Consider the following 23,749-nt stretch of genomic DNA (forward strand, 5'->3'; position numbering starts at 1 on the left):
CCAACGACACCGCCTGACGGCGGCTGTCAGGAACTCCAGCGGGCGGCATCTGCCGCCCGGTCGCCCCTCACCTGGCGATCTTCATCGCCATGCCGACCGATCGCGGCGCGGTTTCCTCGAAACCGAACTGGGCGTAGAGGCGATTGGCCGGCACGTCGGCGATCAGGCTGACATAGGCGGTGGCCGGCGCATTGTCCCGCAGGTATGCCACCAGCGCCGCCATGATCCGCTTGCCGAGCCCCTTGCCCTGGTGCTCCGGCAGAACCGCAATGTCGGTGACCTGGAAGAAGCAGCCGCCGTCACCGATGATGCGACCCATGCCGACGATATGGTCATCCTGGACGACGCGTACGCCGAACAGCGTGCCCTTCAGCCCGATGGCCGCGGCTTCCACCGAAAACGGCGTGAGACCGGAAGCCTGGCGCAGGTGCAGGTAGTCGTCGAGCGGTGGGAAGCGGTCTTCGACATCATAGCCGGTGGTGTCCAAGGCAGTCTCCTCTTCCGGAATTCTCATCCAAGCCAGCCGTCGAGATAATCGATCCGCTCGACACCGGTAAATCTCGCAAGCCTTCCAAGCTCCGCATCGAGCTTTTCCAGGCGACCGGTGGAGGCGCGCACGCCTTTCTCCCACCAGATCCGCCTGACCTGCAGGACGCCCGCCTTGCGATCCGCCTTCATGTCGATGCGGCCGACCATCCGCGTGCCCTCGAGCAGCGGAAACACATAGTAGCCGTATTGACGCTTCGGCTCGGGCACGAAGACCTCGATCCGATAGTTGAAACCGAACAGCCGCTCGGCGCGGTCGCGGTCGCGCAGCAGCGGGTCGAAGGGGCTGAGAACCCGCAGCCTCGCCGGCGGCTCGGGCGGATCGATGAGCGTCGGCAGTTGCTCGGCAAAGCCATGCGACAGTCGCTGCCGGCCGTCGGCGGTGCCGAGCATCACGTCATCGAGTTCGTCGCGGTGCTCCGCCAGCCAGGCCTTTGCCTCCAGTGGCGTCACCAGATCCCAGAATGCGGCAATCTCGCCGGATGTGGCAAAGCCCAGCCGCGTCAGCGCCGAGCGGCAGGCCCAGTCGACGAAAGCCGGATGATCGACCTCGGTCTCGAAGTGGTCCGGCGGGATCACCCGCTCCGCCAGGTCATAGACCTTCTGGAAATTGACGCGTCCGCTGATCGCCACCTTGCCGGTATGCCAAAGATATTCGAGTGCCGTCTTGGATGGATGCCAGTTCCACCAGCCGCCCGACGTGTGGCCTTCTGCCTTGACCTCGCGCGCCATCACCGGGCCCCTGTCGCGGATGCGCTGGTGGGTGTCCTCGAAGGCGGAATCGTAGCCCTCCCCCTGCCAGCGGCCCCAGTTGGCGCGGATCCGCTCCTCGCGGCGGAGAAAGCGATGCTTCCAATATGGAAAGAAGGCCGACGGGATGATCGCCGCGTCATGGGTCCAGTGCTCGAAGAGCAGCCGGTCCTTTTCGAGCAGCGCCGTCAGGTCCTCGCGGCGGTAGGTCTGGTTGCGCGAGAACAGGATCTGGTGGTGCGCCCGCTCGACCGTCTGGATGCTGTCGACCTGGACGAAGCCGAGCTCCTCGATCAGCTCGTACAGTCCCTGCCGGCCAAGCTGCCGGTTCGGCGGACGCGACAGCCCCTGCCGCTCAAGGAAGATCTTTCGCGCTTGGCCGTTGTCGATCAGAATCGCCATCCGGGAAAGCTAGCCGACGTTCGCCGTTTGTTCAACGGCAAACCTCCGGCCGTCACGATGCGCGCAGAGGGGGCGCCCTCCCGAGGAATTCTGCGCATCCTTCCCCTCCCCGCCGACCGGGTCTATAGAGGCGGCACGTCCAGGGGGCTTTACCAACCGTGCACATCATCTTCGACAGAGCGGAGCTGCGCTACGGCGAACGGATCGCGCTGAAGCCGCTCAGCCTGGAACTCTTAGAGACGCGTATCGGCGTCATCGGCCTCAACGGTTCCGGCAAGACCAGTTTCGCGCGGCTTGTGAACGGACTGGCCAAGCCGACCGCCGGCCGGGTGACGCTCGACGGGCTCGACACCGTCGCCGATGCCAAACCGGTGATGGCGGCGACCGGCTTCATCTTCCAGAACCCGGGCAATCAGATCATCCTGCCGATCGTCCGCGACGACATCGCGCTCGGACCGAAGAGCCGCGGCCTGAAGGGCGCGCCACTCGATGCGGCTGTCGATGCGGTGTTGCACCGGTTCGGCATTTCCGAGATCGCCGCGCGACGGCCGCACGAGCTTTCCGGCGGCCAGTTGCAGCTCGCAGCGCTTGCCGCCGTCGTCGTCAACCGGCCGCAGCTGATCCTGTTCGACGAGCCGACGAACCAGCTAGACCTGAAGAACCGGGGCATGGTGAAGGCGGCCATCGACGGGCTGGAAGAGCAGGCGATCGTCATCAGCCATGACCTCGACCTGGTGCGCGATTTTGCCCGGGTCCTGGTCTTCCACGAGGGGACGCTTGCCTTCGACGGACCCGGCGAAACAGCGATTGTCCGATACCGCGAGATCGCCGGATGCTGACCAGCCTCGACATCGACGGCGATACCTGGCTGCACCGGCTGCCGGTCCGTCTGAAGCTTGCAGCGCTGGTGGTCATCAGCATCGGCCTGTTCCTCGTCGAGCGGCCGCTGCCGCTGGGCGCTGCTGCCGGTCTCGGCGCGTTCGTTTACGTCCGGCTGGGCATGCGACCGGGCGAGGCCTTCCGGCGGATCCGCCCGGTGCTGTTCACCATCGCCATCCTTGGCCTCTTCAACCTGGTCTTCCTGCCGGCCGCCGAGGCGCTGGCAAGCGTGCTGCGGCTGGTCGCCCTGCTGCTTGCCGCGGCAAGCGTCACCGCAACGACGACGATCGCCGCCTTCATCGACACGCTGACGGCTCTTGCCCGGCCCCTGGAGCGCCTCGGCCTGCTGAAGGCCGCCGATGTGGGCCTTGCCTTCGGCCTGGTGATGCGCTTCGTGCCGGAAATCCACCTCCGCTACGCCCGCCTCAAGGAGGCGCACCAGGCGCGCGGCGTGCCCGTGCGGCTGCACCGGCTGCTGGGGCCGCTGATCATCTCGGTGCTCAAGGATGCCGACGCCATTGCCGAGGCGATTGACGCACGCGGCATTCGTGGTCAGTAAGATGACCGAAGTTCAGTCGCAAGGATCCAACTCAATGACCACCAAGGACCTCGTCTTGTCAGCCCTGTTCACGGCGATCATCGTCGTGCTCGGCCTGATCCCGCCCGTCACGCTCGGCTTCATTCCCGTGCCGATCACCGCCCAGTCGATGGGCGTGATGCTGGCAGGCTGCATCATCGGCGCACGGCGCGGCGCTCTCGCCTACGTGCTGCTGGTTGTTCTGGTGGCGATCGGCCTGCCGGTGATGTCGGGCGGCCGCGGCGGGCTCGGCGTGCTGATGGGGCCGACGGCCGGCTACATCCTCGGCTGGATCATCGGCACCTTCGTCACCGGCCTCATCGCCGAGCGCCTGGTGCGCGAAAACCAGTCGGCAGCGCGGCAGGTGGCCGGCTTTCTTGCCGCAAGCCTGATCGGCGGCGTGGTCGTCGTCTATGCCATCGGCATTCCGTGGGTTTCGTTCGCTGCCGGTACGCCGCTCGACAAGGTGCTGCTCGGGTCGCTGGCCTTCATTCCAGGCGATATCCTGAAGGCGGCGATCGCGTCGCTTGCGGCCCGTGCGGTGATGGTCGGCTACCCGCTGCTGCCGCAGCGCGCCTGACGCCACCACAAACTCCCTGATATCCCAAGGGGCGTCCGCACGAGCGGGCGCCCCTTTTTCGTTGGCAAACTGCCCTGCCACCGCTTACAACCTCCGCTTGAACATTATTGCGCCAGCAATTTCCGATTTACAACCTTTGCGGATCATGACCATAGTGCTCGCGCATAACGTTTATCTCCGCGGGCCTGCAACTTACGGCCCTTCCAGCTCCGGGCGGAACAAACAATCGGCAACGGGAGACATGACATGAGCAACAAGGAAGTGGCCCGATTCATGGTCGGGATGTCGATGGATGCAGGCGCGCTGAAGCGCTTCCACGCCAATCCGGATGCGGAGATGCGGCGCTTCGGCATTTCCGAAGCCGCGGCCAAGGTGATCAAGAGCAAGGACGCGCCGGCGATCCACAACGCCATCCGCGAGAACTTCGCCAGCGCCGATGCCGACATCGTCAACATCCTCGTGGTGGTCCTCTGAGGTCATCCGTCCTCACACCGAGCGCAAAGGAATTTCATCATGCCCGCCATCGATAAACTTCTGGTCAGCATCGCCACCGACGGAACGACCGCCAAAAAGTTCCGCGACAACCCGCAGGCCGTCATCGCCGCCGCGAACCTCTCGCCGATCGAGGAGTCGGTGCTCCTGTCGCGCGATCCGAACATGATCCAGTCGGCGCTTCACTCGGCCGCCCTCAAGGGCAGCCTGAAGGCCGCCGCCGATGACACCGTCTGGACCGTCATCGTCATCCTGTAGGCAGCCCCGCAGGGTCGCCTGCTTCGACGAGCAACCGGCCCTGCTCTCATCGACATGGAGAACAGCATGAGCGTGATCGAGATGGAGCGCGTCCATCCCGCAGGGGAAAACCCGGTCGAGAACCGGGCGGAGACCGGCTTCCTTGCCGTGGTCGGCGTCGGCATCAAGCTTGCCGCCCAGACCAGCCTTGAAGCCAAGGCACATATCGAGGCGGCCGACCGGGTGTTCTACCTGGTGACCGATCCGGGCACCGAATACTGGCTGAAGTCGCTCAACCCGACGGCGGAATCGCTGCAGCCCTTCTATACCGGCCGCGACAGCCGGCTGACGACCTATCTCGACATCACCGATTACCTGCTCGAGCACGTGCGCCGCGGCCTCAACGTCTGCGCGGTGTTCTACGGCCATCCCGGCATCTTCGTGTTTCCCTCGCACCGGGCGATCGCGCGGGCCCGGCTGGAAGGATTTCCGGCGGTGATGCTGCCGGGAATTTCGGCTGAGGACTGCCTGTTCGCCGATCTCGGCATCGACCCGGCGCGCAAGGGGTGCCAAACCTTCGAGGCGACCGATTTCCTGATCTTCCACCGCACCTTCGATCCGCGCAATGCGCTCGTGCTGTGGCAGGTCGGGGTCCTCGGCGAAGTCGGATACAAGATCTCGCTGTCGCCGGACAAGCTTCAGGTCCTGGTCGACCGGCTGCTGGAGTTCTATCCGCCGGACCATCCGCTGACGGTCTACGAGGCGGCACGCTATCCGGTCTGCGACCCGCTGATCCTGCCGACGACGCTGACCGGTCTCGACGTCAGCATGATCAGCAGCATCTCGACGATCTACATTCCGCCGATCGAACAGCGCAAGCCCGACCTCTACGTGGCGGCGAGGCTCGGCATTCCGGCAGATTTTATCAAGCGACGCTTCGAGCTGACCGACGAGGAGATCGAGCGGCTGGGGATCGACTGACCCCGGCGGCATCGCTCAATCGAGGTAGCGATAGAGCCAGTCGCGCAGTTCCTCGGGAAGCTGGGTCGGGGAACCTGTCTGCGGATCGCAGGCGGACCAGGCGATCTCGGCCTCCGCTGCGAGCTCCTCGCCGCGGTACATCTGTACGGCGAAGGCGGCCGACTTGCCGCCGATCTTGCTGACCTTCACCCGCGCCTCGACGGCGTCACCCAGATGCAGAGGCTTGAGCAGGCTGCAGGCGACCTTGGCGACGCAGAAGGCCGGATCACTCTCTTCGGCTTGGCGGGCATTCCAGAAGCGCGACACCGCCTCCTCGGCATAGGTCACATAGGCAGCGCTGTGCATTTCGCCGCGCATTCCGACATCGCGGAACGGCACGTCAAACCGGTAGGGCGTCATTTCACCTGCCTGTGCCACGCCAGCCTCGCTTGCGGTTTCACTCATTTAAGCGGAGTTGCCGACGATGAACAAGCGGCACGGAGAGCCTCCTGCTTGAAATGCGCTACGGTTTGCGCCATCTCGCCTCGAACCGCCCCATCCGGCGCGGCAGGAGCCGATGCATGACCACCCGCCTCTACGAGAACAAGATCTTCCTGGAGCACACGACGCCTGCCGGTCATCCGGAGCGTGCCGACCGGCTGCGGTCGCTGGCGATCGCCCTCGAACATCCGAACTTCGGCCAGCTCGAGCGGATCGAGGCGCCGCAGGCAAACGAGGATGCGGTGATGCTGGCGCATCCGGAGAGCCATTTCCTGTCGGTGATGCGGCAGGTGCCGGAAGAGGAAGGCGAGATCCATCAGCTGGAATCCGACACCTATCTCAGCTCCAGGAGCCTGGCTGCGGCACTGACCGGCATCGGCGGGGCGATGGCCGCCGTCGACGACGTGTTCACCGGCAAGGCCGACAACGTCTTCGTCGCCTCGCGTCCGCCCGGCCACCACGCCGAAAAGTCCAAGGCGATGGGCTTCTGCCTGTTCAACAACATCGCCATTGCCGCCCGCCATGCGCAGAAGACCTATGGCGTCGAGCGCGTCGCGATCGTCGACTGGGACGTGCATCACGGCAACGGCACCCAGGACATCTTCTGGGACGATCCGTCGGTGCTGTTCTGTTCGACCCACCAGATGCCGCTCTATCCCGGCACAGGCGCCCGCGACGAGACGGGCACGAAAAACAACGTCGTCAACGCGCCGCTCGCCACCAATGACGGCAGCGAGCATTTTCGCGACGCGTTCAAGAGCCGCGTGCTGCCGGCAGTCGAAAACTTCCGCCCCGACTTCCTGCTAATCTCGGCCGGCTTCGACGCCCACCACCGCGATCCGCTGGCGCAGATCAATCTGACCGGCGACGATTTCGACTGGGCGACCGGCAGACTGATGGAAATCGCCGGGAAATACAGCGGCAACCGGGTCGTCAGCCTGCTGGAAGGCGGCTATGATCTGGAAGGTCTCGCCGAATCGGCGGGCATGCACATCATAAGACTGATGAAAGGCTGAGAATGGCGGAGAACGCGGAAGTCCTGGACGTGAGCGCCTATACGTTCGAGAAGGCGGTCGCCGAGCTGGAGAGCATCGTCGCGCGCCTGGAGCGCGGCGACGTGGCGCTGGACGAGTCGATCGCCATCTACGAGCGCGGCGAAGCGCTGAAGAAGCACTGCGAGAAACTGCTCAACGCCGCCGAGAACCGTATCGAGAAGATCCGCCTGGATCGCGCCGGAAACCCGCAAGGGGTCGAACCGCTCGACGGCAACTGATCCCGGCATCATCTTCTTCCTGTCGGAACCAAAACGAGCCCAAGTCGTTGACGGGGCATGGCAAAAGACACCGGATCCAAAGCCCGCAACGGGATGCTCACCTTCGTCATCACCATCTTCGCGCTCGCCCTCGTGCTGGCGGCCGTCTACATGATCGGCTTCACGCCGGGCGAGACGAACTGACGCCGAGGCTCACCACCCGGCGGTAGCTGACGTCAGCGAAGCGCCGTCACCCGCTGATCCACCGCCGCCAGCGCCCGGTCGATATGACCGTCCGACACCAGCGTCGCCTCGTCCGCGTCGATCTCGATGTGCGGCAATCCGTTGAGGCGGACGTGAAGCGACTGGCGCAGACCCTCCTCGATACCACCGGACAAGAGGTCGTAGAACCGCGTGCCGGGGCCGGTCACGCAGATCGGCATGTCCTCATGCAGGCTTAGAACCCGCGACAGGCCCTGGCCCAGCGCCAGCCCCGCCTGGCGAAAGGCGTACTGCGCCATCCGCGCCCCCTGGCGTGCCGACTGGGCAATCTTTTCGAGCTCCGGCAGCGGCACGAACTTTGCCGGGATCGTATCGAGCGGAACCTGGAAGGCGAGCCGGAGGATGCCGTAAAAGCCGGCCGTTGCCTCGATGCAGCCGCGCGAACCGCAGCGACAGAGCCGATCGTCGACGGCATTCAGCATGTGCCCGAAGTTCGGCGCCGTTACAGCAAGCCCTCCCCTGCCATCCGGCCGCGCGATGCCAAGCCCGATGCTGTGGCCGAGCGACAGGGTTACGAGGCCGGAGAAATCCGGCGCCTGGCGGTCGGCCAGCCGCCGGCTTGCCTGCGCATGCGCGACCAGCAGCGTCTCGTTGCTGATCGAGAGTTCGGCGCCGGGGAGATCCTGCAGAAGAAGCGAGAAATCCACCACGCGCTCGCCGAACACCGGCGACCAGACGAGCCGCCCTCCATCCGCATCGACGATGCCCTTGCTGCTGAGCGACAGGGCCGCGAGATCCTGCGGCTTCAGACGCGAACGCTCCAGCAGTCGCTGCAGCGCGGCGGCCAGTTCGGCCAGGAAGGCAACTGGCGTTCCGGAGAGATCGCGACGGGCGCTGAAGCGGTCGATCAGCGTGCCGTCGTAATCGGCGAGCGCATAGTGCACCACGTCGGAGGAGATCTGCACGGTTGCCGCATAGGCGAACGAGCGCCGCCTTGCAAACAGCACCCGCGGCCTGCCGCGACCGCCCGACATGGTCTGTTCCTGGCGTTCGATGACCCCGGCGCGCTCCAGATCGGCGGTGACCGCCGTCACCGTCGCCGAGGCAAGGCCGGTCACAATCGACAGATCGGTATGGGACTGCGGGCCGACACGGCGAAGCGCTGACAGAACCGCAAGCAGGTTCTGCCTCCGCAGCTGTTCAGTGCCCGGTTTGGCTGTGCCGGCAAGGCCGGGCGGTTCGCCTGAGCGTTGAACGGAAGCGACGGTGGGCATGTGTACTCGAAGCGGCTGATGCGCTGAAAAGCATGGTGTTGACAGCTGGAACAGCATCTGACAGATATTTTCTCGACTGTCGAGAAAAACTATCTTTTCTCACGGATCGGGGGTTCGGTCGACGGTTTTACCGGCGGGTCGCAGCGGACGAGGAGGTTCGCCGGCTCGCTTTCACTCGGGAGGGTTTGAAATGAATTCCATCATGAAGCTGATGGCCTGCGCGGCCGTCATCACATCCGTGCACGTCCCCGCCTCTGCTGCCGACATGGTCGTCGGCGTCTCCTGGTCGAACTTCCAGGAAGAGCGCTGGAAGACCGACGAAGCGGCGATCAAGGGCGCACTCGAAGCTGCCGGCGCCAAGTACATCTCCGCCGATGCGCAGACCTCGGCCGCCAAGCAGCTGACCGATATCGAGAGCCTGATCTCGCAGGGTGCCAATGCGCTCATCGTGCTGGCGCAGGATTCCGGCGCCATCGGCCCGGCCATCGAGAAGGCCGCCAACGAGGGCATTCCGGTCATCGGCTACGACCGCCTGATCGAGAACCCCTCGACCTACTACATCACCTTCGACAACAAGGAAGTCGGCCGCCTGCAGGCCAAGGAAGTCTTCAAGGTCAAGCCGGAAGGCAACTACGTCTTCATCAAGGGCGGTTCCACCGATCCGAATGCCGACTTCGTCTTCGCCGGCCAGATGGAAGTGCTGAAGGCCGCCATGGACAGCGGCAAGATCAAGAACGTCGGCGAGGCCTATACCGACGGCTGGAAGCCGGAGATTGCCCAGAAGAACATGGAGCAGTTCCTGACCGCCAACAACAACAAGGTCGACGCGGTGGTTTCCTCGAACGACGGCATGGCCGGCGGCGTGGTCGCGGCTCTGGAAGCCCAGGGACTTGCAGGCTCGGTGCCGGTCTCCGGCCAGGACGGCGACAAGGCCGCCCTCAACCGCGTCGCGCTCGGCACCCAGACCGTATCGGTGTGGAAGGACAGCCGCCAGCTCGGCCAGAAGGCCGGCGAAGTCGCCGTGGCGCTCGCCAAGGGCACCAAGATGACCGACCTTCCCGGCACGCAGAAGTTCAAGGGCGGCTCCAAGGGCATCGAGATGAACTCCGTCTTCCTGACGCCTCTCGCCATCACTAAGGACAATCTGAACGTCGTGCTCGACGCCAAGTGGATCTCCAAGGGCGAGCTTTGCCAGGGCGTGAAGCCGGGCGCCGTGGCTGCCTGCAAGTAAGCAGCCGCGACCGGAAGGCCACCCATTTCTGACCGGCTGGACGCCGCAAATTCGTTTGCGGCGTCCTTGCCCCCACGTGGCCAAGACAAAATAAGGGGAGTTGAATACCTATGGCGGACCACACCATCGCCACGCCGGCGAGCAGTACTGCGCGGCCGGCACGCGGAACTCTCTGGCAGCGTTTCTTCCATTCAACGGAACTCGACACTCGCCTGCTCGGCATGGTGTTCGCCCTCCTGGTCATCTGGATCGGCTTCCACATCCTGTCGGGCGGGCTGTTCCTGACGTCCCGCAACCTGTGGAACCTGTCGGTGCAGGCAGCGTCCGTCTCGGTGATGGCGACGGGCATGGTGCTGGTCATCGTCACCCGCAACATCGACCTGTCGGTCGGTTCGATCCTCGGCTTCGTCGGCATGATCATGGCCATCACGCAGACCAAGTACCTGCCCGGCCTGCTCGGCTTCGATCACCCGCTGACCTGGATGCTGACGCTGGTGGTCGGCCTTGCGCTTGGGACCGCGATCGGCGCCTTCCAGGGCATGATCATCGCCTTCCTCGGCGTGCCCTCCTTCATCGTCACCCTCGGCGGCCTGCTGGTCTGGCGCGGCGCGGCGTGGATGGTCACGAGCGGCGCCACCGTTGCGCCCATGGACACCACCTTCCGGTTGATGGGCGGCGGCGCCGATGGCTCGATCGGGGCGACGGCCAGCTGGGTCGTCGGCATCATCGCCTGCGCGTTCATCGTCCTGTCGATCCTCCACTCGCGCCGCCAGCGCAAGCGCTTCGGCTTTCCGCTGAAGCCGATGTGGGCGGAATACTTCATCGGTATCGTCGGTTGCGGCGTGGTGCTGGCGTCGGTGCAGGTGCTGAACAGCTACTACATGCCGGTCAACCTCGCCCGCCGCTACGCCGAGGCCAACGGCATCGCCTGGCCCGAGGGCGGGCTCAACATTCCACTCGGCATCGCCAACCCCGTGCTCATCGCGCTCGGCATTGCCGTGGTGATGGCCTTCATCGCCAACCGCACCCGCTTCGGCCGCTATGTCTTCGCCATCGGCGGCAATCCGGAAGCCGCGGTGCTTGCCGGCATCAAGACCCGCTGGGTGACGGTGCGCATCTTTGCGCTGATGGGGGCGCTCTGCGCCGTCGCGGCTGCGATCTCCACCGCGCGCCTGAACGCCGCGACCAATGCGCAGGGCACGCTCGACGAACTCTATACGATCGCCGCAGCCGTGATCGGCGGCACGTCGCTTGCCGGCGGCATGGGCACGATCGCCGGAGCGGTTCTCGGCGCGGTGGTCATGCAATCCCTGAATTCGGGCATGGTGCTGCTCGGCATGGATGCCCCGCTGCAGAGCATCGTCATCGGCATGGTCCTCGTGCTGGCCGTCTGGCTGGACACCGTCTACCGCGCCCGCGCCCGCTAGGAGGAGTTGAGATATGACGCAACAACAGACACCTCTCGTGGAGATGCGCGGCATTTCCATCTCCTTCGGCGGCATCCACGCAGTGGACAGCGCCTCCGTCGATCTCTACCCCGGCGAAGTCGTCGCGCTGCTCGGCCACAACGGCGCCGGCAAGTCGACGCTCATCAAGATCCTCTCCGGCGCCTATCGGCGCAGTTCCGGCGAGATCCTGATCAATGGCGAGCCGGTCGACATCAACAATCCCCGCGACGCGAAACAGCACGGCATCGAGACCATCTACCAGACGCTCGCCGTCGCCGATAACGTCGATGCGGCCGCCAACCTCTATCTCGGCCGCGAGCTGCGCACCCCCTGGGGCACGCTCGACGACGTGGCGATGGAGGCCAAGGCCCGCGAGGTGATGGGCCGCCTGAACCCGAACTTCCAGCGTTTCAAGGAGCCGGTCCGGGCGCTGTCCGGCGGCCAGCGGCAGTCGGTGGCGATTGCACGGGCGATCCTGTTTGACGCGCGCATCCTGATCATGGACGAGCCGACGGCGGCACTCGGTCCGCAGGAGACCGCGCAGGTGGGCGAACTGATCACCCAGCTGAAACGCGAGGGCATCGGCATCTTCCTGATCAGCCACGACATCCACGACGTGTTCGATCTCGCCGACCGGGTGTTCGTGATGAAGAACGGCAAGATGGTCGGCCATGCGCGCACGCAGGACGTCACCAAGGACGAAGTGCTCGGCATGATCATCATGGGCAAGGTGCCGCCGGGCGCGGTGGCCGGACCGGGCGCCATGCAGATGGCGTGACGTCGGCGACGACGGGCCCTTTCATGGAGCGGCTGCGGCAAGATTGCCGGAGCCAATCCGACAATGGTTCTTTAGTCGAAGCATAGAACAATTGACCCACCCCGCCCCAGGCGCCATGATGCGACCGGGAGAAATGACTTGGGAGGGTCAATCATGAAGCATTCCGCCATTCGTTCGATCATGGCAGGCGCCGTGGCGCTGACGTCGCTGGCATCCGCCACGTCGACGCGCGCCGCCGATTTCATCAACGTGCTGACCGGCGGCACGTCCGGCGTCTATTACCCGCTCGGCGTGGCGATGTCGGAAATCTACGGGCAGAACATTTCAGGCGCGCGGACCCAGGTGCAGGCAACGAAGGCCTCGGTCGAGAACCTCAACCTCTTGCAGGCCGGCCGCGGCGAGATCGGCTTTGCGCTCGGCGACTCGGTCAAGATGGCCTGGGAAGGCAACAAGGAAGCCGGCTTCCCCGGCAAGCTGGACAAGCTGCGCGGCATCGCCGCCATCTATCCGAACTACATCCAGATCGTCGCCGCCAAGGATTCCGGCATCGTCTCGCTTGCCGACCTGAAGGGCAAGAGCCTGTCGGTCGGAGCGCCAAAATCCGGTACCGAGCTCAATGCGCGGGCGATCATGGAAGCCGCCGGCATGACCTACAAGGATCTCGGCAAGACCGAGTACCTGCCGTTCGCCGAATCCGTCGAGCTGATGAAGAACCGCCAGATGGACGCGACGCTGCAGTCTGCCGGCCTTGGCGTCGCCTCGATCCGCGACCTGGCAAGCTCGGTGCCGATCAACGTCGTTTCCGTCCCGGCGGATGTGGTGACGAAGATCGGCGCGCCGTACCTCTCGGTCATCATCCCCGCCGGCACCTATGACGGCCAGACCGCCGACGTGGAGACGGCAGCCGTCGGCAACCTGCTGATCACCCATTCCGGTGTGTCGGACGAGGTCGCCTACCAGATGACCAAGCTGCTGTTCGACAACCTGCCGAAGCTGACGGCGGCGCATGCCGCCGCCAAGGCGATCGACCCGAAGAAGGCGCTGGAAGGAATGCCGGTGCCGCTGCATCCGGGCGCCGAGCGCTACTACAAGGAAATCGGGCTGATCAAGTAAGGGGGCGCATCCTGCCCTGCTCGATACCGACGCAAGGCGAATGAATGACTTGAAGACCCCCTCTGGCCTGCCGGCCATCTCCCCCACAAGGGGGGAGAAGATACGCGGCTCCTTCCTGCGCGACATGGCTATGAGACGCTTGGGGCGCCGCCGGCGCGGCAGGTTAGCCCCTCCCACCTGTGGGGAGGGGTTGGGGAGGGGTCTTCTGCTTCCTGACGAGTTAACCCTCATCCGGAAGACGAATGGCAGGCCAGTCGGGAACACGGCCTTTGAACATGAACCGGCAGGAAAACGCATGACACAGACACTGGTGGAAGCCGAAGCGCAGGCACAGACGGCAGAAGAGCACATCGAAGGCCTGCCGGCAGGCTTCGGCGAAGGGCTGGCGGGCCGGGTGGCGTTCTGGATCGCCTTCACCTTCTCGTTGTTCCAGCTGTGGACGGCCGCCTACGGCACGCTGGCGAGCCAGGTGGTGCGGGCCATGCATGTGGGCTTCCTGCTGCTCCTCGGCTTCGTGCTTCTCGGCAATCTCGTCGCCAAGACGACGGCCGGTCGACTGTGGTTCTGGTCACTCGGCGTCGTAGGTTTTGCCACCGGCCTCTACAACTGGATCTTCTACGAGGAGCTGATCCTGCGCTCAGGCTTCCTCACGCATGTCGATCTGGCGGTCGGAACCATCGTCATCCTCCTCGTCTTCGAAGGCGCGCGGCGGCTGATGGGCCTGCCGCTGACGGTGATCTCCGGCATCTTCCTCCTCTACTGCTTCTTCGGCCAGTATTTTCCCGACCCCTTCGTCCATCGCGGTTATGACTACGAGCAGATCATCGAGCATTTCGGCTTCGGCACCGAAGGCATCTACGGCACCCCGATCTACGTCTCGGCCGCCTACATCTTCATCTTCGTCGTTTTCGCCGCCTTCCTAGAGCGCGGCGGCATGCTCGGCCTGTTCAACGATTTCGCGCTCGGCCTTGTCGGCTCGTGGAAGGGCGGACCGGCGCAGGTCTGCGTCATGTCCTCGGCGCTGATGGGCACCATCTCCGGTTCGGGCGTCGCAAACGTGGTGGCGAGCGGCCAGTTCACCATTCCGCTGATGAAACGCTTCGGCTTCCGCTCCGCCTTCGCCGGCGGGGTGGAGGCGACATCGTCGATGGGTGGGCAGATCATGCCGCCTGTCATGGGCGCCGTCGCCTTCATCATGGCCGAAACGCTGAACGTGCCCTATGCCGACATCGTCAAGGCAGCGCTGATCCCGGCCGTCCTCTATTTCGGCGTCTGCTTCTGGATGGTCTATCTGGAGGCCGGCAAGGCCGGGCTTGCGGGGCTGGCCAAGTCGGAGCTGCCCAATCCGTGGCTGGCCGTGAAAGAGCACTGGCCGCTGATCCTGCCGCTCGCGGCGCTCGTCTACCTGCTGTTTGCCGGCTATACGCCGATCTTTGCCGGCACGATGGGCCTGGCGCTCGTCGTGGTGCTGCTGCTCGGCATGCCGCTTGCCGCGCGCATCGGGCCGCTCGCCTTCCGCATCGTCTTCTGGCTCGCCATCGGCCTTGCCGCCAGCGCCTTCCTGAAGTTCGGCGTCAACATCCTGGTGCTCCTGATCCTCGCCATGATCGCCGCCTGCTTCTTCGTGAAGGGCGGCCGCGAGACGCTCACCATCTGCCGCGACGCGATGGCGGAAGGCGCCAAGAACGCCCTGCCGGTCGGCATTGCCTGCGCCATCGTCGGCATCGTCATCGGCACGCTGACACTGACCGGCATCGCCTCGACCTTCATCGGCGCCATCATTCGGATCGGCGAGACGCACCTGTTCCTGTCGCTGGTGCTGACGATGATCACCTGCCTCATCCTCGGCATGGGCATCCCGACGATCCCGAACTACATCATCACCTCGTCGCTGGCCGGCCCTGCCCTCCTGGAGCTCGGTGTGCCGCTGATCGTCAGCCACATGTTCGTCTTCTACTTCGGCATCATGGCCGATCTCACGCCGCCGGTGGCGCTTGCCTGCTTTGCCGCCGCACCGATGGCCAAAACCTCCGGGCTGAAAATCTCGATCGAGGCGACGAAACTTGCCACCGCCGGCTTCGTCGTGCCGTTCATGGCCGTCTACACGCCGGCGCTGATGCTTCAGGACGCCGGGCCTATGGCCGCCACCTGGGGTTATCCGGTCGAGGTCGCCTACGTCTTCACCAAGGCCTGCTTCGGCATCGCGCTCTGGGGCATGGCGGTGGTGGGCTTCCTGCGCGCCCGGATGAGCGTTGTCGAGCGGCTGATCGCCTTTGCAGCCGGCGCAAGCCTCGTGATGGCCCTGCCGTGGACCGACGAACTGGGCTTTGCGCTCGGCATCGCGCTCGTCGCCTATCATGTCCTGCGAACCCGCCGGCCGAAGCGCCTCGATCCGGCGGCCGGCACGGCATGAGCCTCTGCATCGCTGCAGCCGGCAAGACGGTGGCGATCGCCGCCACCACCTTCACGCTGTCCTGGACCCACTCGATCGAGAAGGTGGAATGGCGCGAGAGCTACGCCGTCACCGAGCATGGGCTTGTTCCGAGCGAAGCTGCGGTGAAGGGATCCGGCGCCGGCATGGAGCCGGGTGCCGGTGCAGTGCTCCGGGACGGCTGGTGGGTGTGGAACCCGCCTGCAAAGCCCCTGCCCCGGCTGGTGCTGGCGGCCTCGGGCGCGACCGGCGCCGGCTGGCGGCTCTGCCATTCCGGCGGCTGCGTCGAACTCGGCGCCACCTCCGGAGACGAGACTGTGGTGAGACGTTGCGCCGAAGACGGGCCGGCCGACCCTGTTCGATAGCCGGAGCCCAAGGAGACAGACCGCCGCTGCGAGATCGCCGGGGGATAAGGGCGGCGGACGCCCTCATTCGGTCATCAAGTCTGCCAAGATGCCGCCGATCGTTCCCTCGAAAGGTAGCCCATGCGTTCAATCCTCCCCCTCGTCCTCCTCGGCGGCCTTGCCGCACCCGGTGCCCACGCCAAGGCCCTCTGCACGCTGGTGGCGGATGCCGAAAGCGCCCGCGTGCTCGTGCAGGAGGGGCAATGCGAGGAGCGCGTGACGCCGGCCTCGACCTTCAAGATTGCGCTGGCCGTCATGGGCTACGACGCCGGCTTCCTGAAGGATGCGACGCATCCGGTGCTGCCGTTCAAGAAGGGCTATCCGGACTGGGGCGGTGCGGCGTGGAAGCAGTCGGTCGACCCGACCTCATGGCTGAAGAACTCGGTCGTCTGGTATTCGCAGCAGATTACCAAGACGATCGGCGCACCCAAGCTGACGGGTTACGCCCGCAGCTTCGGCTACGGCAATGCCGATTTCTCCGGCGATCGCGGCAAGAACAACGGCCTCGAACGGTCGTGGATAGCCTCGTCGCTGAAGATTTCGCCCGTCGAACAGGTGGCTTTCCTGCGCAAGTTGCTGGACGGCAGTCTGCCGGTTGATCGCGAGGCGACGGCAAAGACCATGGCGATCGTCGAGAAAACAACCGCCGAGGACGGCTGGATCATCCACGGCAAGACCGGCATGGCCTATCCGCGCAAGGCCGATTACAGCTTCGACGAGGAACATCCGTGGGGTTGGTTCGTCGGCTGGGGAGAGAAGGACGGCAGGCGCGTGGTGTTTGCGCGGCTGGAGCAGGACGAGCGCAAGATGTCCGATTCGCCCAGCCAGCGGGCCAAGGCAACGATGATCTCGACACTGCCGCGGCTCCCGGCTCAGCCGTAGATCCAGGCGTAACGGCTCCGACCATTCAGTGTCGGAAAGGGCTGGCCGCAGGTGCTCGCGGCCAGCCGATGCTCACGATCGGCCGTGCTTACGACCAGCGGTCAGGCTTGCCGTTGGCCTTCTTCGGCTTGCCCTTCTTGGCGAAAGGCTTGCCATCCTTGGCAGCAGCCGGCTTGCCGCCATCCTTGGCGAATGGCTTTGCGCCGTCCTTGGCGAAGGGCTTGCCTTCCTTCTTGAACGGCTTGTCCTTGAAGGGGCGATCGCCGGCAGGCTTGTCGCCGGCGGATTTTTCCTTGTACGGCTTGTCCTTGTAGGGCTTGTCGAAGCTCTTGGTCTCGCCGGCATAAGCGGGCTTGGCCTTCGGCTTGCCCTTCGACCAGTCGTCGCGCCCGCCTTCGCGGGGAGCGGCGTCACGCGGCGGACGGTCCTCATAGGACTTCTTGACGTAGGGCTTGGCTTCCGCCTGGCGCGACATGTCCGGCATGCGGTCGAGACGCGTCACGCGGATACCGCGCTCCAGCGTCTTGTTGGCGCCGATCGCCTCGACGAAACTGTCGACATGCGCCTGCGAGATCTCGACGAAGGTTTCCTCCGCCTGCATCTTTATGGCGCCGATTTCCGACTTCGTGAGATTGCCGTTGCGGCAGAGCATCGGGATCAGCCAGCGCGGCTCGGCATTCTGCTTGCGGCCGACGGACAGCGAGAACCAGACGGACGGGCCGAACTCGCCGCGCGGCGTGCGGGGCGTGCTCTCGAATGCCGGACGACCGGCATCGCCTTCACGCGGCTTGCGGGCGGCGCCCGGCTGGACGGTGACCTCGATCAGGTCTTCCGGTGCCGCATGCTTGGCGCGGTGCAGGTTGACGAAGGCGGCAGCCAGCTTCTCGGCGCCGTAGGTTTCGACCAGGCGGGCAACCAGATCCTGCTCGTCCTCACGCGGCGCTTCCTCGAACACCGGATCGGCGAGCAGCCGTTCCTGGTCGCGGGAAATTACCTCTTCGGCAGACGGCGGCAGCGCCCAGGCGGGCGTCACGTCGGCGCCGCCGAGGATGCGTTCGGCCTTGCGGCGCTGGTTGATCGGCACGATCAGGGCGCTGATGCCCTTGTTGCCGGCACGGCCGGTACGGCCCGAGCGGTGCAGCAGGGTTTCGGAATTGGTCGGGATATCGGCATGGATGACGAGTTCGAGGCCCGGCAGGTCGATGCCGCGGGCGGCCACGTCAGTTGCGATGCAGACGCGGGCGCGTCCGTCGCGCATGGCCTGCAGCGCGTGGGTGCGCTCGTTCTGCGTCAGTTCGCCCGACAGCGCGACGACCGAGAAATTGCGGTTGCTGAGGCGCGCGGTCAGGTGGTTGACGCCGGCGCGCGTCGAGCAGAAGACGATGGCGTTCTTCGCCTCGTAGAAGCGCAGCACGTTGACGATGGCGTTCTCGCGGTCGGCCGGCGAGACAACCAGCGCCCGGTATTCGATGTCGGCGTGCTGCTTTTCCTGCGCGGCGCTGGCGATGCGCACGGCATTGCGCTGGAACTGCTTGGCAAGCTTGGCGATGCCGGCCGGGACGGTTGCCGAGAACATCAGCGTCCGGCGCTCGGCGGGTGCTGCTTCGAGAATGAATTCGAGATCCTCGCGGAAGCCGAGATCGAGCATCTCGTCTGCCTCGTCGAGGACGGCGACGCGCAGCTGCGACATGTCGAGCGCGTTGCGGCGGATGTGATCGCAGATGCGGCCCGGCGTGCCGACGACGATATGGGCGCCGCGCTCCAGCGCCCGGCGCTCGGAGCGGATGTCCATGCCGCCGACGCAGCTGGCAATGACGGCACCGGTCAGCTCGTAGAGCCAGTCGAGTTCGCGGTTGACCTGCATGGCGAGCTCGCGGGTCGGTGCGATGACGAGTGCCAGCGGCGCGCCGGCGGGGTCGAACTTTTCCGCCCCTTCGAGCAGCGAGGAGGCCATGGCGATGCCGAAGGCTACCGTCTTGCCGGAGCCGGTCTGGGCCGAAACCAGCGCATCGGCATGCGCGAGCGCCGGATCCAGCATCGACTGCTGGACCGGCGTCAGGGTTTCGTAACCGCGTTTGGACAACGCCTTGGCAATCGCCGGGACGGCGTCATTCAGTTCTGACATGTATTTGTCTTTCGGAGTATCTGGCGGAGTTGCAGGCGCATTTTCGCGCGGGGCCGCATTCGTCGCGGCGCATCTGCGCTCTCCCTACTCACTTGCGCCGGAATTGTCAAAGTCCGCGGCGATGTGGGCGATGCCGGCGTTTTTTCCTGTCGTCGCCGCAGACGACGGGTTACGCTTTCCCGAACCGACGCGGAGAGCCCCATGTCCTTCTTTCCTGGAACCGATCCCGAACCCGGCGATGCCTTTGCCTGCGATGCCATCGAGAACCTGATCATCCCGCGGTCCAGCGACATCGGCGGCTTTTCGGTGCGCCGGGCGCTGCCCAGCCGCAAGCGGCGGCTTGTCGGGCCCTTCATCTTCTTCGACCGGATGGGACCTGCCGTGCTGCGGGCCGACGAGGCGCTGGACGTCAAGCCGCATCCGCATATCGGTCTGTCGACCGTCACCTACCTGTTCGACGGCGAGATCAAGCATCGCGACAGCCTCGGCACCGAGCTGGTGATCCGGCCCGGCGACATCAACCTGATGACTGCCGGGCGCGGCATCGTCCATTCGGAGCGGACGCCGGAAAACCTGCGCGGCCACCCTCTGTCGATGTCGGGGCTGCAGACGTGGCTGGCACTGCCGGACGACAAGGAAGAGATCGACCCGGCCTTTGCCCACACCGCCCGCGACGAGATGCCGACGATCGAGCTTGCCGGCGTCTCCGGCCGGGTGGTGATCGGCGCGCTCGACGGGCTGTCCTCGCCGGTCCCGACGCTGACCGATACGCTCTATGTCGATCTCAGCCTCGATGCCGGCCGGCGCTTTCCGTTCTCCGCCGTCCACGAGGAGCGGGCGATCTACATTCTCGCCGGTTCGGTGGTGGTGGCGGGCGATCGTTTCGCCGCAGACCAGTTGCTGGTCTTTCGCCCCGGCGACGAGATCACTCTGGAGGGAGGGCCGCAAGGCTGTCACCTGATGCTGTTCGGCGGCGCTGCGCTCAATTCGAAGCGCTACATCTGGTGGAACTTCGTCTCGTCGTCAAAGGAACGCATCGAGCAGGCAAAACAGGAGTGGCGAACCGGCCGCTTCGACATCGTTCCGGGGGACGAAGAAGAGTTCGTGCCTTTGCCTGCCGGGTGAAATCCTATAGAAGCGCCGCTTTGTGACACTTGAATTAGCCGCTTTCTTTCTCATCTTCAGAGGAAGGAAAGGCTCCGCAGAAAGAGCAGAAAAGGCCATCATTCGTGACATCTAGCCCCAAGACGCCGTTGCTGGACAAGGTGAACCTGCCGGCGGACCTGCGCAATGTCGAAGACCGCGAACTGCCTCAACTGGCCCGCGAACTGCGCGACGAGATGATTGATGCGGTGTCCAAGACCGGTGGCCATCTGGGCGCGGGGCTCGGCGTGGTGGAGCTGACGATCGCCATCCACAAGGTGTTCAACACGCCCGACGACCGGCTGATCTTCGATGTCGGCCACCAGTGCTACCCGCACAAGATCCTCACCGGCCGCCGCGACCGGATCCGCACCCTGCGCGCTGAAGACGGGCTGTCCGGCTTCACCAAAAGGGCGGAAAGCGAATACGACCCGTTCGGTGCGGCGCATTCCTCGACATCGATTTCGGCCGGCCTCGGCATGGCAGTTGCTGCCGGCCTGTCGAAGACGCCGCGCAACGTGATTGCCGTCATCGGCGACGGCGCGATGTCGGCGGGCATGGCCTACGAGGCGATGAACAATGCCGGCGCGCTCGATGCGCGGCTGATCGTCATCCTCAACGACAACGACATGTCGATTGCGCCGCCGACGGGTGCGATGAGCGCCTATCTGGCGCGTCTGGCTTCCGGGCGCACCTACATGGGCATGCGCGAGATCGGCAAGAAGCTGACCGCCTATCTCGGCAAGAATGTCGACCGCGCCATTACCCGTGCTGTCGAGCACGCCCGCGGCTACGTGACCGGCGGCACGATGTTCGAGGAGATGGGTTTTTATCACATCGGCCCGATCGACGGCCATTCCTTCGAGCACCTGCTGCCTGTGCTGCGCAACGTGCGCGACAACGCGCAGGGCCCGGTGCTGATCCATGTGGTGACACAGAAGGGCAAGGGCTACGCGCCGGCGGAAGCCGCTGCCGACAAGTATCACGGCGTCAACAAGTTCGACGTCATTACCGGCGCCCAGGCGAAAGCCAAGCCCAATGCGCCGAGCTATACGAGCGTGTTCGGCGATGCGCTGGTGCAGGAGGCACGGCTGGATGACAAAATCGTCGGCGTCACCGCCGCCATGCCGTCCGGCACCGGGCTCGACAAGCTGCAGGAGCTTTATCCGGCGCGCACCTTCGACGTCGGCATTGCCGAGCAGCATGCAGTGACGTTCGCCGCAGGCTTGGCAGCCGAAGGCTACAAGCCGTTCTGCGCCCTCTATTCGACCTTCCTGCAGCGCGGATACGACCAGGTGGTCCACGACGTGGCGATCCAGGGTCTGCCGGTACGCTTCCCGATCGACCGCGCCGGTTTCGTCGGCGCCGACGGGCCGACGCATGCGGGCTCCTTCGACACAACCTTCCTGGCCACCCTGCCGGGCATGGTGGTGATGGCCGCCGCCGACGAGGCGGAGCTGAAGCACATGGTGCGCACGGCGGCTGCCTATGACGACGGCCCGATCTCGTTCCGCTACCCGCGCGGCGAAGGTGTCGGCGTCGAAATGCCGGAGCGCGGCGAGATCCTGCAGATCGGCAAGGGCCGCGTCGTCAAGCAGGGCGCCAAGGTGGCGCTGCTGTCGTTCGGCACGCGGCTGGCCGAATGTCTGCTGGCGGCCGAAGACCTCGACGCGGCAGGTCTGTCGACCACGGTTGCCGATGCGCGGTTTGCAAAGCCGCTCGACCATGACCTGATCCGCCAGCTTGCCGCCCATCACGAGATCGTCGTCACCATCGAGGAAGGCGCCGTCGGCGGCTTCGGCAGCCATGTGATGCAGTTCCTCGCCAACGAGGGGCTGCTCGACGAGGGCCTGAAGGTTCGCTCGCTGGTGCTGCCGGACGTATGGATGGACCAGGCGAAGCCCGAGGTGATGTATGCCAAGGCCGGGCTCGACCGCGCCGGCATAGTCTCGACGGTGTTCAAGGCCCTGGGCAAGACGGTCGTCGGCGTCGGCGCTGCGGGGTAACCACCTCGCTTCCCGGAACGATTCCCAGCAGATCGCGGACCGCTTTCGGGATCGTGACCTGCCCCTTCGATGTGACTGTCGTCATGGCCGATGCCTCGTAGTACCTCTGTGAAGACAGGTATTCCTACCGGCGACCAGCTTCAAGTCCACTTCACTCCCCGGCCACCAAGAACAGCACGTCCAGCTCCTGTTCCGGCGTGAAATCCTCCGCCTCCATGACGAAGGTCGTCGGGCCGGTCTTCCTGACGCCCTTGCCGCAGAAGCTAACGAAGTCTCGTGGGTTCTGCTTGTCGATGGTCAGTCTGAACCGTTTGATCGGGCCGGACCAGTTGGCACCGGTTGTCAGGATGTAGGAGAGCCACTGCTCGGTATAGTGCGGGCCGGCGGATTTCGCCGCCGTTGCTTCGAGCTTGGTGGCCGTCTTCATGAAATCTGGGTCGATGCAATAGCGCTTGGCATAGTCCTCGTAGGAAGCGGCCGGCTTGCCGTCGCCGATGAAGCTCATGGCAACCGTGCCGCCGACACTCGGCGTGTAGCGATGGCTGACCTTCACCGGCTTGCCCGCCGGAAACCTGGTTTTCCACCAGTAGACCGAGCGAAGCGTCCAGATCGGCGCGAGATCGAAACCCTGGATGATGCCTTGAGCGATCCACTCCGCCTTGACCTCGGGAGCGAGGTTTTCCAGTGCCGCCGCCGTTCTCCGACTATAGGGCAGGAGCGGAATAGCGTGGGCCAGCAGCGCTTCGGTGCGATCGATGCCTTGCGCAATCACCCGCTGTTGCAGCTGCGGCTCGATCCTGCGTCCATCCTGGACGACGGAGAAGCCAAGGAAATTGTCGCTCTCGGCATCGCCATAGGCGACATCACTCTGGGCGCCGCCGACAATGTCCGGCATCGGGAAGGCGATGATGCTGTCGATATCGGTGTCGGCGCTGCTGCGAAAGACATAGTCGACGCTGATCTCGGTCCGCGAGATCCGCAGCTCCTCCTCCTCCATGGCGATCTCGGACGTCTCGACATAAGTCAGGCCGCCGGTCTTCAGCTCGGCCGTCGTATCGTTGGCCACGGCCGGCGCGGCTGCCAGCAGCGCGATCAGGCAGGCAAGATATTTCATCGACAGCATCCCCCAAGATGTTTGCAGCAACCTAGAGCATGTCGGGCGCGGATGTGTAGCGGTTTTGCGAACGCTACTCGCTTCGTTCCTGACGAAGCTGGAGGCCGGCTTGCGATTTGCCGACTTCATCCTTACATAGGCACTGGGAATGCGATGGCGGCCCGCACAATGCCAGGGCCAGGATCCGCCTATTTAAGGAAATATTATGGTAGAGAAGAACGCCTCTGCGTCCAACGACGCATATGAGCCCAAGACTTTGGCGAAGAAACACCGGATCACCTTGGAAGAAGCGAAGCAGATCATCGCTGAACATGGTCAGGACCGTAAGGCGGCAGACAAGGCCGCTCGCCGCATCGCAGCCTAAGCGATTGCGGACAAAAAAGGCCTCTGCCGGAGCCCGGC

Annotated in this window: 25 protein-coding genes and 1 pseudogene; 19 read left to right on the forward strand and 7 right to left on the reverse strand. The window is 64.9% G+C overall.

The window, feature by feature from the left end; genetic code table 11:
• Positions 1 to 67: 67 nt before the first annotated feature.
• Both AAIH46_RS10080 and AAIH46_RS10085 read right to left on the reverse strand, forming a co-directional pair.
• Positions 68 to 487: a GNAT family N-acetyltransferase gene (locus tag AAIH46_RS10080; protein WP_430305725.1), complete on the reverse strand. Its 420-nt coding sequence runs from the start codon at positions 485 to 487 to the stop codon at positions 68 to 70.
• 23 nt (positions 488 to 510) lie between these two features.
• Entirely contained in the window at positions 511 to 1,698 is a 1,188-nt protein-coding gene (locus tag AAIH46_RS10085) for a winged helix-turn-helix domain-containing protein (protein ID WP_430305726.1), read from the reverse strand.
• A 158-nt stretch (positions 1,699 to 1,856) separates the two neighbouring features.
• Here AAIH46_RS10085 and AAIH46_RS10090 point away from each other — a divergent pair, with 158 nt between their 5' ends.
• The 6 genes from AAIH46_RS10090 (at position 1,857) to AAIH46_RS10115 (ending at position 5,444) form a co-directional block, all read left to right on the forward strand.
• Complete coding sequence (locus AAIH46_RS10090) at positions 1,857 to 2,537, forward strand: energy-coupling factor ABC transporter ATP-binding protein (RefSeq protein WP_430305727.1); 681 nt, start codon at positions 1,857 to 1,859, stop codon at positions 2,535 to 2,537.
• The gene (locus AAIH46_RS10095) at positions 2,531 to 3,136 is read left to right on the forward strand and encodes a CbiQ family ECF transporter T component (protein ID WP_430305728.1); all 606 of its coding nucleotides are present in this window, start codon (positions 2,531 to 2,533) and stop codon (positions 3,134 to 3,136) included. The genes AAIH46_RS10090 and AAIH46_RS10095 overlap by 7 nt, the downstream gene beginning before the upstream one ends.
• Positions 3,137 to 3,170: 34 nt before the next feature.
• On the forward strand, positions 3,171 to 3,734 hold the full coding sequence (locus AAIH46_RS10100; RefSeq protein ID WP_430305729.1) for a biotin transporter BioY: 564 nt from the start codon (positions 3,171 to 3,173) through the stop codon (positions 3,732 to 3,734).
• Positions 3,735 to 3,980: 246 nt separating this feature from the next.
• The gene (locus AAIH46_RS10105) at positions 3,981 to 4,208 is read left to right on the forward strand and encodes a hypothetical protein (protein WP_430305730.1); all 228 of its coding nucleotides are present in this window, start codon (positions 3,981 to 3,983) and stop codon (positions 4,206 to 4,208) included.
• A 39-nt stretch (positions 4,209 to 4,247) separates the two neighbouring features.
• Positions 4,248 to 4,484, forward strand: coding sequence for a hypothetical protein (locus tag AAIH46_RS10110; RefSeq protein WP_430305731.1), 237 nt, complete (start codon positions 4,248 to 4,250; stop codon positions 4,482 to 4,484).
• 66 nt (positions 4,485 to 4,550) lie between these two features.
• Entirely contained in the window at positions 4,551 to 5,444 is an 894-nt protein-coding gene (locus tag AAIH46_RS10115) for an SAM-dependent methyltransferase (protein ID WP_430305732.1), read from the forward strand.
• Between the two features lie 15 nt (positions 5,445 to 5,459).
• On the opposite strand, the gene AAIH46_RS10120 is transcribed toward AAIH46_RS10115, so the two are convergent.
• Positions 5,460 to 5,861, reverse strand: a complete 402-nt coding sequence (locus AAIH46_RS10120; protein WP_430305733.1) for an acyl-CoA thioesterase — start codon at positions 5,859 to 5,861, stop codon at positions 5,460 to 5,462.
• Positions 5,862 to 6,004: 143 nt separating this feature from the next.
• Between AAIH46_RS10120 and AAIH46_RS10125 the strand changes: the two genes are divergently transcribed.
• The 3 genes from AAIH46_RS10125 to AAIH46_RS10135 are packed head-to-tail and all read left to right on the forward strand — an operon-like array spanning position 6,005 to position 7,380.
• Positions 6,005 to 6,940 (forward strand): histone deacetylase family protein, encoded by a 936-nt coding sequence (locus tag AAIH46_RS10125; RefSeq protein ID WP_430305734.1) that lies wholly within the window; start codon positions 6,005 to 6,007, stop codon positions 6,938 to 6,940.
• A gap of 2 nt (positions 6,941 to 6,942) precedes the next feature.
• Entirely contained in the window at positions 6,943 to 7,197 is a 255-nt protein-coding gene (locus AAIH46_RS10130; protein ID WP_430305735.1) for an exodeoxyribonuclease VII small subunit, read from the forward strand.
• 57 nt (positions 7,198 to 7,254) lie between these two features.
• Complete coding sequence (locus AAIH46_RS10135) at positions 7,255 to 7,380, forward strand: hypothetical protein (RefSeq protein ID WP_430305736.1); 126 nt, start codon at positions 7,255 to 7,257, stop codon at positions 7,378 to 7,380.
• A gap of 32 nt (positions 7,381 to 7,412) precedes the next feature.
• On the opposite strand, the gene AAIH46_RS10140 is transcribed toward AAIH46_RS10135, so the two are convergent.
• Positions 7,413 to 8,672: an ROK family protein gene (locus AAIH46_RS10140; RefSeq protein WP_430305737.1), complete on the reverse strand. Its 1,260-nt coding sequence runs from the start codon at positions 8,670 to 8,672 to the stop codon at positions 7,413 to 7,415.
• Between the two features lie 190 nt (positions 8,673 to 8,862).
• Here AAIH46_RS10140 and xylF point away from each other — a divergent pair, with 190 nt between their 5' ends.
• The 7 genes from xylF (at position 8,863) to blaOXA (ending at position 16,959) form a co-directional block, all read left to right on the forward strand.
• Positions 8,863 to 9,903, forward strand: a complete 1,041-nt coding sequence (xylF, locus tag AAIH46_RS10145; RefSeq protein WP_430305738.1) for a D-xylose ABC transporter substrate-binding protein — start codon at positions 8,863 to 8,865, stop codon at positions 9,901 to 9,903.
• A gap of 110 nt (positions 9,904 to 10,013) precedes the next feature.
• Complete coding sequence (locus AAIH46_RS10150) at positions 10,014 to 11,330, forward strand: sugar ABC transporter permease (RefSeq protein WP_430305739.1); 1,317 nt, start codon at positions 10,014 to 10,016, stop codon at positions 11,328 to 11,330.
• Positions 11,331 to 11,343: 13 nt separating this feature from the next.
• Complete coding sequence (locus AAIH46_RS10155) at positions 11,344 to 12,129, forward strand: ATP-binding cassette domain-containing protein (protein ID WP_430305740.1); 786 nt, start codon at positions 11,344 to 11,346, stop codon at positions 12,127 to 12,129.
• 153 nt (positions 12,130 to 12,282) lie between these two features.
• On the forward strand, positions 12,283 to 13,242 hold the full coding sequence (locus AAIH46_RS10160) for a TAXI family TRAP transporter solute-binding subunit (protein WP_430305741.1): 960 nt from the start codon (positions 12,283 to 12,285) through the stop codon (positions 13,240 to 13,242).
• Positions 13,243 to 13,537: 295 nt separating this feature from the next.
• Positions 13,538 to 15,655 carry a TRAP transporter permease gene (locus tag AAIH46_RS10165; protein WP_430305742.1) on the forward strand — a complete coding sequence of 706 codons (2,118 nt, stop codon included), beginning with the start codon at positions 13,538 to 13,540 and terminating at the stop codon, positions 15,653 to 15,655.
• On the forward strand, positions 15,652 to 16,038 hold the full coding sequence (locus AAIH46_RS10170) for a DUF1850 domain-containing protein (RefSeq protein WP_430305743.1): 387 nt from the start codon (positions 15,652 to 15,654) through the stop codon (positions 16,036 to 16,038). Before AAIH46_RS10165 ends, AAIH46_RS10170 begins: the two co-directional genes overlap by 4 nt.
• 120 nt (positions 16,039 to 16,158) lie before the next feature.
• Complete coding sequence (gene blaOXA / locus AAIH46_RS10175; RefSeq protein ID WP_430305744.1) at positions 16,159 to 16,959, forward strand: class D beta-lactamase; 801 nt, start codon at positions 16,159 to 16,161, stop codon at positions 16,957 to 16,959.
• Positions 16,960 to 17,047: 88 nt separating this feature from the next.
• On the opposite strand, the gene AAIH46_RS10180 is transcribed toward blaOXA, so the two are convergent.
• On the reverse strand, positions 17,048 to 19,084 hold the full coding sequence (locus AAIH46_RS10180; protein WP_430305745.1) for a DEAD/DEAH box helicase: 2,037 nt from the start codon (positions 19,082 to 19,084) through the stop codon (positions 17,048 to 17,050).
• Positions 19,085 to 19,285: 201 nt separating this feature from the next.
• On the opposite strand from AAIH46_RS10180, the gene AAIH46_RS10185 reads away from it, so the two are divergent.
• Both AAIH46_RS10185 and dxs read left to right on the forward strand, forming a co-directional pair.
• The gene (locus tag AAIH46_RS10185) at positions 19,286 to 20,209 is read left to right on the forward strand and encodes a pirin family protein (RefSeq protein WP_430305746.1); all 924 of its coding nucleotides are present in this window, start codon (positions 19,286 to 19,288) and stop codon (positions 20,207 to 20,209) included.
• Positions 20,210 to 20,313: 104 nt separating this feature from the next.
• A complete protein-coding gene (gene dxs / locus AAIH46_RS10190; protein ID WP_430305747.1) occupies positions 20,314 to 22,233 on the forward strand; it encodes a 1-deoxy-D-xylulose-5-phosphate synthase in 1,920 nt (639 codons plus the stop codon).
• 1 nt (position 22,234) lies between these two features.
• Here dxs and AAIH46_RS10195 read toward each other — a convergent pair.
• Positions 22,235 to 22,318, reverse strand: a pseudogene (locus AAIH46_RS10195) (AbrB/MazE/SpoVT family DNA-binding domain-containing protein); the annotation flags it as partial.
• A gap of 66 nt (positions 22,319 to 22,384) precedes the next feature.
• Positions 22,385 to 23,347 carry a DUF4424 domain-containing protein gene (locus tag AAIH46_RS10200; RefSeq protein ID WP_430305748.1) on the reverse strand — a complete coding sequence of 321 codons (963 nt, stop codon included), beginning with the start codon at positions 23,345 to 23,347 and terminating at the stop codon, positions 22,385 to 22,387.
• Positions 23,348 to 23,552: 205 nt separating this feature from the next.
• Between AAIH46_RS10200 and AAIH46_RS10205 the strand changes: the two genes are divergently transcribed.
• Positions 23,553 to 23,711, forward strand: a complete 159-nt coding sequence (locus AAIH46_RS10205; RefSeq protein WP_430305749.1) for a hypothetical protein — start codon at positions 23,553 to 23,555, stop codon at positions 23,709 to 23,711.
• Positions 23,712 to 23,749 lie beyond the last annotated feature (38 nt).

Origin of the sequence: Rhizobium sp. 0TCS1.26, from assembly GCF_050455525.1 — a bacterium.
Lineage (GTDB): Bacteria > Pseudomonadota > Alphaproteobacteria > Rhizobiales > Rhizobiaceae > Neorhizobium.

Excerpts from the sequence above, each read along its gene's own strand:
- AAIH46_RS10085 (WP_430305726.1), bottom strand. The coding sequence starts at position 1,698 with ATGGCGATTCTGATCGACAACGGCCAAGCGCGAAAGATCTTCCTTGAG.
- AAIH46_RS10095 (WP_430305728.1), top strand. The coding sequence starts at position 2,531 with ATGCTGACCAGCCTCGACATCGACGGCGATACCTGGCTGCACCGGCTG.
- AAIH46_RS10100 (WP_430305729.1), top strand. The coding sequence starts at position 3,171 with ATGACCACCAAGGACCTCGTCTTGTCAGCCCTGTTCACGGCGATCATC.
- AAIH46_RS10105 (WP_430305730.1), top strand. The coding sequence starts at position 3,981 with ATGAGCAACAAGGAAGTGGCCCGATTCATGGTCGGGATGTCGATGGAT.
- AAIH46_RS10110 (WP_430305731.1), top strand. The coding sequence starts at position 4,248 with ATGCCCGCCATCGATAAACTTCTGGTCAGCATCGCCACCGACGGAACG.
- AAIH46_RS10115 (WP_430305732.1), top strand. The coding sequence starts at position 4,551 with ATGAGCGTGATCGAGATGGAGCGCGTCCATCCCGCAGGGGAAAACCCG.
- AAIH46_RS10125 (WP_430305734.1), top strand. The coding sequence starts at position 6,005 with ATGACCACCCGCCTCTACGAGAACAAGATCTTCCTGGAGCACACGACG.
- AAIH46_RS10130 (WP_430305735.1), top strand. The coding sequence starts at position 6,943 with ATGGCGGAGAACGCGGAAGTCCTGGACGTGAGCGCCTATACGTTCGAG.
- AAIH46_RS10135 (WP_430305736.1), top strand. The coding sequence starts at position 7,255 with ATGGCAAAAGACACCGGATCCAAAGCCCGCAACGGGATGCTCACCTTC.
- AAIH46_RS10140 (WP_430305737.1), bottom strand. The coding sequence starts at position 8,672 with ATGCCCACCGTCGCTTCCGTTCAACGCTCAGGCGAACCGCCCGGCCTT.
- xylF (WP_430305738.1), top strand. The coding sequence starts at position 8,863 with ATGAATTCCATCATGAAGCTGATGGCCTGCGCGGCCGTCATCACATCC.
- AAIH46_RS10150 (WP_430305739.1), top strand. The coding sequence starts at position 10,014 with ATGGCGGACCACACCATCGCCACGCCGGCGAGCAGTACTGCGCGGCCG.
- AAIH46_RS10155 (WP_430305740.1), top strand. The coding sequence starts at position 11,344 with ATGACGCAACAACAGACACCTCTCGTGGAGATGCGCGGCATTTCCATC.
- AAIH46_RS10160 (WP_430305741.1), top strand. The coding sequence starts at position 12,283 with ATGAAGCATTCCGCCATTCGTTCGATCATGGCAGGCGCCGTGGCGCTG.
- AAIH46_RS10165 (WP_430305742.1), top strand. The coding sequence starts at position 13,538 with ATGACACAGACACTGGTGGAAGCCGAAGCGCAGGCACAGACGGCAGAA.
- AAIH46_RS10170 (WP_430305743.1), top strand. The coding sequence starts at position 15,652 with ATGAGCCTCTGCATCGCTGCAGCCGGCAAGACGGTGGCGATCGCCGCC.
- blaOXA (WP_430305744.1), top strand. The coding sequence starts at position 16,159 with ATGCGTTCAATCCTCCCCCTCGTCCTCCTCGGCGGCCTTGCCGCACCC.
- AAIH46_RS10180 (WP_430305745.1), bottom strand. The coding sequence starts at position 19,084 with ATGTCAGAACTGAATGACGCCGTCCCGGCGATTGCCAAGGCGTTGTCC.
- AAIH46_RS10185 (WP_430305746.1), top strand. The coding sequence starts at position 19,286 with ATGTCCTTCTTTCCTGGAACCGATCCCGAACCCGGCGATGCCTTTGCC.
- AAIH46_RS10200 (WP_430305748.1), bottom strand. The coding sequence starts at position 23,347 with ATGAAATATCTTGCCTGCCTGATCGCGCTGCTGGCAGCCGCGCCGGCC.
- AAIH46_RS10205 (WP_430305749.1), top strand. The coding sequence starts at position 23,553 with ATGGTAGAGAAGAACGCCTCTGCGTCCAACGACGCATATGAGCCCAAG.